This is a genomic window from Pseudomonas sp. PICF6 (assembly GCF_009831705.1).
Classification (GTDB): domain Bacteria; phylum Pseudomonadota; class Gammaproteobacteria; order Pseudomonadales; family Pseudomonadaceae; genus Aquipseudomonas; species Aquipseudomonas rhizophila.
On record NZ_WUUD01000031.1, the window covers coordinates 2039 to 12293 of the forward strand.

General features: G+C 56.8%; 6 protein-coding genes. All 6 read right to left on the reverse strand.

Annotated features, from left to right (window positions below; genetic code table 11):
• Positions 1–164, reverse strand: a 164-nt coding sequence (locus GSM73_RS27655; protein ID WP_256677016.1) for a GTP-binding protein, incomplete at its 3' end; no start/stop codon positions are given.
• A gap of 30 nt (positions 165–194) precedes the next feature.
• Positions 195–665: a 30S ribosomal protein S7 gene (gene rpsG / locus GSM73_RS20575; protein WP_003186074.1), complete on the reverse strand. Its 471-nt coding sequence runs from the start codon at positions 663–665 to the stop codon at positions 195–197.
• Positions 666–767: 102 nt separating this feature from the next.
• The gene (gene rpsL, locus GSM73_RS20580; protein ID WP_003186084.1) at positions 768–1139 is read right to left on the reverse strand and encodes a 30S ribosomal protein S12; all 372 of its coding nucleotides are present in this window, start codon (positions 1137–1139) and stop codon (positions 768–770) included.
• Between the two features lie 216 nt (positions 1140–1355).
• Positions 1356–5555 (reverse strand): DNA-directed RNA polymerase subunit beta', encoded by a 4200-nt coding sequence (rpoC, locus tag GSM73_RS20585; protein ID WP_047230482.1) that lies wholly within the window; start codon positions 5553–5555, stop codon positions 1356–1358.
• Positions 5556–5619: 64 nt separating this feature from the next.
• Positions 5620–9693, reverse strand: coding sequence for a DNA-directed RNA polymerase subunit beta (rpoB, locus tag GSM73_RS20590; RefSeq protein WP_047230483.1), 4074 nt, complete (start codon positions 9691–9693; stop codon positions 5620–5622).
• Positions 9694–9913: 220 nt separating this feature from the next.
• Positions 9914–10255, reverse strand: a 342-nt coding sequence (gene rplL / locus GSM73_RS20595; protein WP_160893682.1) for a 50S ribosomal protein L7/L12, incomplete at its 5' end; no start/stop codon positions are given.

Here is a 10255-nt window from a genome sequence, read left to right on the forward strand (position 1 = left end):
TGCACCATCCAGTCGGTGGTCGCGGCGCCATCATGCACCTCGCCCATCTTGTGACTTTTGCCAGTGTAAAAAAGGACGCGCTCAGTGGTGGTGGTTTTACCAGCATCCACGTGGGCAACGATACCGATGTTACGGTAGCGATTAATCGGTGTAGTACGAGCCATAAAGCCCTCGCAAATTGAGTGACGCTAGAATTAGAAGCGGTAGTGCGAGAAAGCCTTGTTGGCTTCAGCCATACGGTGCACGTCTTCACGCTTCTTAACTGCAGCACCTTTACCTTCAGCAGCGTCCAACAGTTCGCCAGCCAAACGCAGAGCCATGGACTTCTCACCGCGCTTGCGGGCGAAGTCTACCAACCAGCGCATTGCCAGGGCGTTACGACGGGACGGACGAACTTCGACCGGAACCTGGTAAGTAGCACCGCCTACACGGCGCGACTTCACTTCGACCAGCGGAGCGATGGCGTCGAGAGCTTTCTCGAAGATTTCCAGGGGATCGCTGTTCTTGCGTTCCTTAACTTTGTCCAGTGCGCCATAAACAATACGCTCGGCAACGGCTTTCTTGCCGCTTTCCATTACGTGGTTCATGAACTTGGCGAGAATCTGGCTTCCGTATTTCGGATCGTCCAGAATCTCACGTTTGGCTGCTACGCGACGTCTTGGCATTGATAAGCCCTCAAACGGTCTTCAGGTTAGCCCGGGACAGCTAATGCGTGCCCGACCTTACTCTTATCGACTCAATAAAATGAAAAACTGCAAAACGGCCGATTACTTCGGACGCTTGGTACCGTACTTCGAACGACCCTGGTTACGACCTTTAACGCCGGAAGTATCCAAAGAACCGCGAACGGTGTGGTAACGAACACCTGGCAAGTCTTTTACACGACCGCCGCGGATCAGTACCACGCTGTGCTCTTGCAGGTTGTGGCCTTCACCACCGATGTACGAGGAAACCTCGAAACCGTTGGTCAGACGCACACGGCATACTTTACGCAGTGCCGAGTTAGGTTTTTTCGGCGTGGTGGTATACACACGGGTGCATACGCCACGACGTTGCGGGCAGTTCTGCAGCGCAGGCACGTCGGATTTCTCGACGATACGCTTACGCGGCTGACGTACCAGCTGGTTGATAGTTGCCATCTACTAGCTCCACTGTTGTCTTGCGACGCTATTGTCTTACAAGAAAAGCAAAATGGCAGGAACGAATTCCCGCCAAATTTAGGGGATCAAGAGTCTAAAGAGGATCTTGTTCCCAGTCAAGGCAAGGCCCCGACCTCCCCGCCCGCCGGATCTCGACATTTTGTCTCGATCCAGCAAACGGGATGACCAGGGCCAGGCACTTAATTACCGCAGAACTCAGTTACCGCTCGAGTTCAGTGCTTCGGTCAGTGCAGCTTCCACTTCACTGGCGCTTACGCGCAACGGCTTGTCTGCATCACGACGACGCTTGCGCTCGCTGTGATAGGCCAAACCGGTACCAGCCGGGATCAGACGACCCACGACCACGTTTTCTTTCAGGCCGCGCAGGTAATCGCGCTTGCCGGTTACCGCCGCTTCGGTCAGTACACGGGTGGTTTCCTGGAAGGAAGCCGCCGAGATGAACGATTCGGTGGACAACGACGCCTTGGTGATACCCAGCAGCACGCGAGTGAACTTGGAGACGAACTTGTCTTCCGTCGCCAGGCGCTCGTTTTCCACCAGTACGTGAGTCAGCTCCATCTGGTCGCCCTTGATGAAACTCGAATCGCCGGATTCAGCGATCTCAACTTTACGCAGCATCTGACGCAGGATGGTCTCGATGTGCTTGTCGTTGATCTTCACGCCTTGCAGACGGTAAACGTCCTGGATCTCGTTCACGATGTACTTGGCCAGCGCACTCACACCCAGCAGACGCAGGATGTCGTGTGGATCGCTCGGGCCGTCGGAGATAACTTCGCCGCGGTTTACCTGTTCGCCTTCGAAGACGTTCAGGTGACGCCACTTCGGAATCAGCTCTTCGTACGGATCGCTACCGTCGTTCGGCGTGATGACCAGACGGCGCTTGCCCTTGGTCTCTTTACCGAACGCGATGGTGCCGCTGACTTCAGCCAGAATCGAGGCTTCTTTCGGACGACGGGCTTCGAACAAGTCGGCAACACGCGGCAGACCACCGGTGATGTCGCGGGTTTTCGAAGTTTCCTGCGGGATACGAGCGATAACATCACCGATCGCGATCCGCGCACCGTCCGCAACACCGACCAGGGCGTTGGCTGGCAGGAAATACTGAGCGATTACGTCAGTGCCTGGCAGCAACAGATCCTTGCCGTTGTCGTCGACCATCTTCACGGCCGGACGGATGTCCTTGCCAGCAGCTGGACGATCTTTCGCGTCAAGTACTTCAATGTTGGTCATACCGGTCAATTCGTCAGTCTGACGCTTGATCGTGATGCCTTCTTCCATGCCCACGTAGGTCACGGTACCTTTCATTTCGGTCACGATCGGGTGGGTGTGCGGATCCCACTTGGCCACGATAGCGCCAGCGTCGACCTTGTCACCTTCCTTGACCGAAATCACAGCACCGTACGGCAGCTTGTAGCGCTCGCGCTCGCGACCGAAGTCGTCAGCGATCGCCAGCTCACCGGAACGGGATACAGCCACCAGGTGACCGTCCACGCGCTCTACGTGCTTGAGGTTGTGCAGACGGACAGTACCGCCATTCTTCACCTGAACGCTGTCAGCTGCGGAGGTTCGGCTGGCCGCACCACCGATGTGGAACGTACGCATCGTCAGCTGGGTACCCGGCTCACCGATGGACTGGGCAGCGATAACGCCGACCGCTTCACCGATGTTCACCTGGTGACCACGAGCCAGGTCGCGACCGTAGCACTTGGCGCAGATGCCGTAGCGGGTTTCGCAGCTGATCGGCGAACGTACGATCACTTCGTCGATGCTGTTGAGTTCGATGAACTCGACCCACTTCTCGTCAACCAGGGTGCCGGCAGGAACGATTACGTCCTCGGTACCCGGCTTGAATACGTCACGGGCGATGACACGACCCAATACGCGCTCACCCAGCGGCTCTACAACGTCACCGCCTTCAATGTGCGGAGTCATTACCAGGCCGTGTTCGGTGCCGCAATCGATCTCGGTCACGACCAGATCCTGCGCAACGTCTACCAAACGACGAGTCAGGTAACCGGAGTTCGCCGTTTTCAACGCGGTATCCGCAAGACCCTTACGAGCACCGTGAGTGGAGATGAAGTACTGGAGTACGCTCAAACCTTCACGGAAGTTCGCGGTAATCGGGGTCTCGATGATAGAACCGTCCGGCTTGGCCATCAGGCCACGCATACCGGCGAGCTGACGGATCTGCGCAGCAGAACCCCGTGCGCCCGAGTCGGCCATCATGTACATCGAGTTGAAGGACTCTTGGTCGACTTCGTTGCCATGACGGTCGATGACCTTCTCTTTCGAGAGGTTGGCCATCATCGCCTTGGATACTTCGTCGTTCGCCTTGGACCAGAGGTCGATCACCTTGTTGTACTTCTCGCCCTGGGTTACCAGGCCGGAGGCGTACTGACTTTCGATCTCTTTCACTTCCTCGGTAGCAGCACCGATGATGCGGGCTTTTTCGTCCGGGATAACGAAGTCGTTAACACCGATGGAAACGCCGGAAATGGTCGAATAGGCAAAACCGGTGTACATCAACTGGTCAGCGAAGATCACGGTCTCTTTCAGACCAACCACGCGGTAGCACTGGTTGATCAGCTTGGAGATCGCCTTTTTCTTCATCGGCAGGTTGACGACGTCGAAGGACAGACCTTTTGGCACAACCTGGAACAACAGCGCACGGCCGACGGTGGTGTCGACGATACGGGTGTTGGTCACGCTGCCGCCATCACGATCGTTCACGGTTTCGTTGATCCGCACTTTGACCTTGGCGTGCAGTGCGGCTTCGCCGGCACGGAACACACGGTCAACTTCCTGCAGATCCGCGAACACACGACCTTCGCCCTTGGCGTTGATCGCTTCACGAGTCATGTAGTACAGACCCAATACAACGTCCTGCGACGGAACGATGATTGGCTCACCGTTGGCTGGCGACAGGATGTTGTTGGTCGACATCATCAGCGCACGCGCTTCGAGCTGGGCTTCCAGCGTCAGCGGTACGTGCACGGCCATTTGGTCGCCGTCGAAGTCGGCGTTGTACGCAGCACAGACCAGAGGGTGCAGCTGGATGGCCTTACCTTCGATCAGTACCGGTTCAAACGCCTGGATACCCAGACGGTGAAGGGTCGGTGCACGGTTGAGCAGCACTGGGTGTTCGCGAATCACTTCGGCGAGAACGTCCCAAACCTCTGGCAGCTCGCGCTCGACCATCTTCTTGGCGGCTTTGATGGTGGTCGCGAGACCACGCATTTCCAGCTTGCCGAAAATGAACGGCTTGAACAGCTCCAGAGCCATTTTCTTAGGCAGACCGCACTGGTGCAGACGCAGGGTCGGGCCTACGGTAATTACCGAACGACCGGAGTAGTCAACACGCTTACCGAGCAAGTTCTGACGGAAACGACCCTGCTTACCCTTGATCATGTCAGCCAGGGATTTCAGAGGACGCTTGTTGGAACCGGTGATAGCGCGGCCACGACGACCGTTGTCGAGCAATGCGTCGACAGCTTCCTGCAACATACGCTTTTCGTTGCGCACGATGATGTCCGGAGCGGACAGATCAAGCAGGCGCTTCAAGCGGTTGTTACGGTTGATCACTCGACGATACAGATCGTTGAGGTCGGAAGTCGCGAAACGACCGCCATCGAGCGGAACCAGTGGACGCAGGTCTGGCGGCAGAACCGGCAGAACGGTCAGCACCATCCACTCTGGCAGGTTGCCGGAACCCTGGAAGGCTTCCATCAACTTCAGACGCTTGGACAGCTTCTTGATCTTGGTTTCGGAGTTGGTTTGCGGAATTTCTTCACGCAGACGGCCAATCTCGTGCTCCAGGTCGATCGCGTGCAGCAGCTCACGGACAGCTTCGGCACCCATGCGGGCATCGAAATCGTCGCCGAACTCTTCCAGCGCTTCGAAGTACTGCTCGTCGTTGAGCAGCTGACCTTTTTCAAGGGTGGTCATGCCCGGGTCGATAACGACATAGCTCTCGAAGTAGAGAACGCGCTCGATATCACGCAGGGTCATGTCCATCAGCAAGCCGATACGGGACGGCAGCGATTTCAGGAACCAGATGTGGGCAACCGGCGAGGCCAGTTCGATGTGCGCCATGCGCTCACGACGAACTTTTGCCAGCGCGACTTCAACGCCGCACTTCTCGCAGATCACACCACGGTGCTTCAAGCGCTTGTACTTACCGCACAGGCACTCGTAATCCTTTACCGGGCCAAAGATCTTGGCGCAGAACAGGCCGTCACGCTCGGGTTTGAACGTACGGTAGTTGATGGTTTCCGGCTTTTTAACTTCACCGAACGACCACGAACGGATCATCTCAGGCGAGGCCAATCCGATACGGATGGCGTCGAACTCTTCGACTTGACCCTGGTTTTTCAGCAAATTCAGTAGGTCTTTCAAGGCCTTTCCTCCTGGCGGAGCAGAGAGCGGGCAAAACAGCCCCGCTCTCGATTCGCGTCACGTGTTATTCGGTTTCCAGATCGATATCGATGCCGAGGGAACGAATTTCCTTGATCAACACGTTGAAAGACTCGGGCATGCCCGGCTCCATACGGTGATCGCCGTCCACGATGTTTTTGTACATCTTGGTCCGGCCGTTCACATCGTCCGACTTCACTGTGAGCATTTCTTGCAGAGTGTATGCGGCACCGTACGCTTCCAGTGCCCAGACCTCCATCTCCCCGAAACGCTGACCACCGAACTGCGCCTTACCACCCAGCGGCTGCTGGGTAACCAGGCTGTAAGAACCGGTAGAACGAGCGTGCATCTTGTCGTCTACCAAGTGGTTCAGCTTCAGCATGTACATGTAGCCAACGGTAACCGGGCGCTCGAACTTGTTGCCGGTACGGCCGTCGAACAGCTGCATCTGGCCGCTTTCCGGCAGGTCTGCCAGTTTCAGCATGGCCTTGATTTCGCTTTCCTTGGCACCGTCGAACACCGGAGTTGCCATTGGAACGCCGCCGCGCAGGTTCTTCGCCAGATCCAGGATTTCCTGGTCGGAGAAGGTATCCAGCTCTTCGTTGCGTCCGCCGATCTCGTTGTAGATCTCGTGCAGGAACTTACGCAGGTCAGCAACCTTGCGCTGCTCTTCGATCATACGGTTGATCTTCTCGCCCAAGCCCTTGGCCGCGAGGCCCAGGTGGGTTTCAAGGATCTGACCAACGTTCATACGCGAAGGTACGCCCAACGGGTTGAGGACGACGTCGACCGGGGTGCCATTGGCATCGTGCGGCATGTCTTCAACCGGCATGATCACGGAGACCACACCCTTGTTACCGTGACGACCGGCCATCTTGTCGCCCGGCTGGATGCGACGACGGATTGCCAGGTAAACCTTGACGATTTTCAGCACGCCTGGAGCCAGGTCATCGCCTTGCTGCAGTTTGCGCTTCTTGTCTTCGAACTTGTCGTCCAGCAGACGGCGGCGATCAACGATATAGGCCTGGGCCTTCTCGAGCTGCTCGTTCAGAGCATCTTCAGCCATGCGCAGTTTGAACCACTGACCATGCTCAAGACCGTCGAGAACTTCGTCGGTGATTTCCTGACCTTTCTTCAGACCGGCGCCGCCTTCGGCTTTGTGGCCGACCAGAGCGGAGCGCAGACGCTCGAAAGTTGCGCCTTCAACGATACGGAACTCTTCGTTCAGGTCCTTGCGGATCTCGTCGAGTTGAGTCTTCTCGATAGACAGTGCACGAGCGTCACGCTCTACACCGTCGCGGGTGAAGACTTGTACGTCGATGACGGTACCCTTGGTGCCGGTAGGCACACGCAGGGAGGTGTCTTTAACGTCGCTGGCTTTTTCACCGAAGATGGCACGCAGCAGTTTTTCTTCCGGAGTCAGTTGAGTCTCGCCTTTCGGAGTGACCTTACCAACCAGGATGTCGCCTGCGCCTACTTCAGCACCTACGTAAACGATACCGGCCTCGTCCAGCTTGTTCAGTGCGGCTTCACCCACGTTAGGGATGTCCGCAGTGATTTCCTCTGGGCCAAGCTTGGTGTCACGAGCCACACAGGTCAGTTCCTGAATGTGAATCGTGGTAAAGCGATCTTCCTGAACAACACGCTCGGACAGGCAGATGGAGTCTTCGAAGTTGAAGCCGTTCCATGCCATGAACGCGATGCGCATGTTCTGGCCCAGTGCCAGTTCACCCATATCGGTGGACGGGCCGTCAGCCATGATGTCGCTACGCTGAACCCGATCACCCTTGCTCACCAGCGGACGCTGGTTAATGCAGGTGTTCTGGTTGGAGCGGGTGTATTTGGTCAGGTTGTAGATGTCGACACCGGCTTCGCCAGTTTCAACTTCGTCATCGGCAACACGAACCACGATACGGCTGGCGTCGACGGAATCGATCACGCCACCACGACGAGCCACGACGCAAACGCCGGAGTCACGGGCAACGTTACGTTCCATGCCGGTACCTACCAGCGGCTTGTCGGCACGCAGGGTCGGTACAGCTTGACGCTGCATGTTCGAGCCCATCAACGCACGGTTGGCGTCGTCGTGCTCGAGGAACGGAATCAACGATGCCGCCACCGAAACAACCTGCTTGGGCGAAACGTCCATCAAGGTGACGTCTTCTGGCGCCTTGACGGTGAACTCGTTCAGGTGACGAACAGCTACCAGCTCGTCGATCAGCTGACCTTTTTCGTTCATGGTCGCCGAAGCCTGAGCGATCACGTGATCGGCTTCTTCGATAGCGGACAGGAACACGATCTCGTCGGTCACCAGACCTTCTTTCACCACACGGTACGGGCTCTCGAGGAAGCCATACTGGTTGGTGCGAGCATAGGCTGCCAGCGAGTTGATCAGACCGATGTTCGGACCTTCCGGCGTTTCAATCGGGCATACACGACCGTAGTGAGTCGGGTGTACGTCACGAACTTCGAAGCCTGCGCGCTCACGGGTCAGACCGCCCGGGCCGAGTGCAGATACACGACGCTTGTGGGTAATCTCCGACAGCGGGTTGTTCTGGTCCATGAACTGAGAGAGCTGGCTCGAACCGAAGAACTCCTTCACCGCAGCAGCCACTGGCTTGGCGTTGATCAGATCCTGCGGCATCAGGCCTTCGCTTTCAGCCATCGACAGACGTTCCTTGACCGCGCGCTCTACACGCACCAGGCCAACACGGAACTGGTTCTCGGCCATCTCGCCTACGCAGCGGACACGACGGTTACCCAGGTGGTCGATGTCATCGACGATGCCTTTGCCGTTACGGATGTCGACCAGGGTCTTGAGCACCGCAACGATGTCGTCCTTGTTCAGCACGCCCGAACCTTCGATTTCGGTACGACCGATACGACGGTTGAACTTCATCCGGCCGACCGCAGACAGGTCATAGCGCTCAGGACTGAAGAACAGGTTGTTGAACAGGGTCTCGGCTGCGTCTTTGGTTGGCGGCTCGCCTGGACGCATCATGCGATAGATCTCGACCAGGGCTTCCAGCTGGTTGCCGGTGGAATCGATCTTCAGCGTGTCGGAGATGAACGGACCGCAGTCGATATCGTTGGTGTACAGAGTTTCAATGCGAACAACCTGGGCCTTGGCGATTTTTGCCAGGATCTCGGTGTTCAGCTCGGTGTTGCACTCTGCCAGGATTTCGCCGGTAGCTGGATGCACGATGACCTTGGCCGTGGTGCGACCCAGAACGTAGTCGATCGGCACCTGCAGCTCTTTGATCCCGGCTTTTTCCAGCTGGTTGATGTGGCGAGCGGTGATACGACGACCCTGCTCGACAATAACCTTGCCTTTGTCGTCCTGAATATCGAGGACAGCGATTTCACCGCGCAGGCGCTGAGGCACCAGTTCCAGGCTGAGATTCTCACCCTGCACATGGAAAACGTTGGTGGTGTAGAACGCGTCCAGCACTTCCTCAGTGGTATAGCCGAGCGCGCGCAGCAGTACCGATGCAGGCAGCTTGCGGCGACGGTCGATACGCACGAATACGCAGTCTTTCGGGTCGAACTCAAAGTCCAGCCACGAACCGCGGTAAGGAATGATGCGCGCGGAATAAAGCAGTTTGCCGGAGCTGTGCGTCTTGCCACGGTCGTGGTCGAAGAACACGCCCGGAGAACGGTGCAGCTGGGAAACGATTACACGCTCGGTACCGTTGATTACGAAGGTACCGTTCTCAGTCATCAGGGGGATTTCACCCATGTAGACTTCTTGCTCTTTGATGTCCTTGATCGCTTTGTTCGACGATTCTTTGTCGAAAATGATCAGGCGCACTTTTACCCGCAAAGGTACGGCGTAAGTCACACCGCGCAATACGCATTCTTTGACATCAAATGCCGGTTCGCCCAGGCGATAACCGACGTACTCCAGCGCAGCATTGCCGGAGTAGCTGATGATCGGGAAAACGGATTTGAAGGCCGCATGCAGGCCCACGTCGCGGAACTGATCTTTAGTCGCTCCCGCTTGCAAGAATTCACGATACGAATCCAGCTGGATGGCCAGGAGGTACGGCACATCCATGACGTCCGGCAACTTGCTAAAGTCCTTGCGGATACGTTTTTTCTCAGTATATGAGTAAGCCATCAGCGTTCCCCAGCTTGGTCACCTGCTTGTTTGGCCCCTCCCGACGGGAGCAGCCAGAAAATCGTGCAAACCCCATGGTTTGCGCCACCACATCGGGTGGATACAGCGCGCTATAAGCACCGACCCAGTCGGCTGCCAATAACGGAAAAAGGCCGGTGGCAAAAGCCACCAGCCATCAGCCTGTCGCTTAACGCTCGGGCTGGAGACGCAAAGTCGATGCTTACTTCAGCTCGACTTTAGCGCCTGCTTCTTCCAGAGCGGCCTTGGCTTTGTCAGCTGCGTCTTTGGCAACAGCTTCCAGAACCATGGCAGGAGCGCCGTCAACTACAGCCTTGGCTTCTTTCAGGCCCAGACCGGTCAGTTCACGTACTGCCTTGATCACGTTTACTTTCTTCTCGCCAGCTTCGGTCAGCATGACGTTGAATTCGGTTTGCTCTTCAACAACGGCGGCAGCAGCAGCTGGACCAGCGGAAGCAGCGGCAGCGGAAACGCCGAATTTCTCTTCGAAAGCTTTGATCAGCTCAACAACCTGCAGAACCGACATTTCAGCTACGGCGTTGAG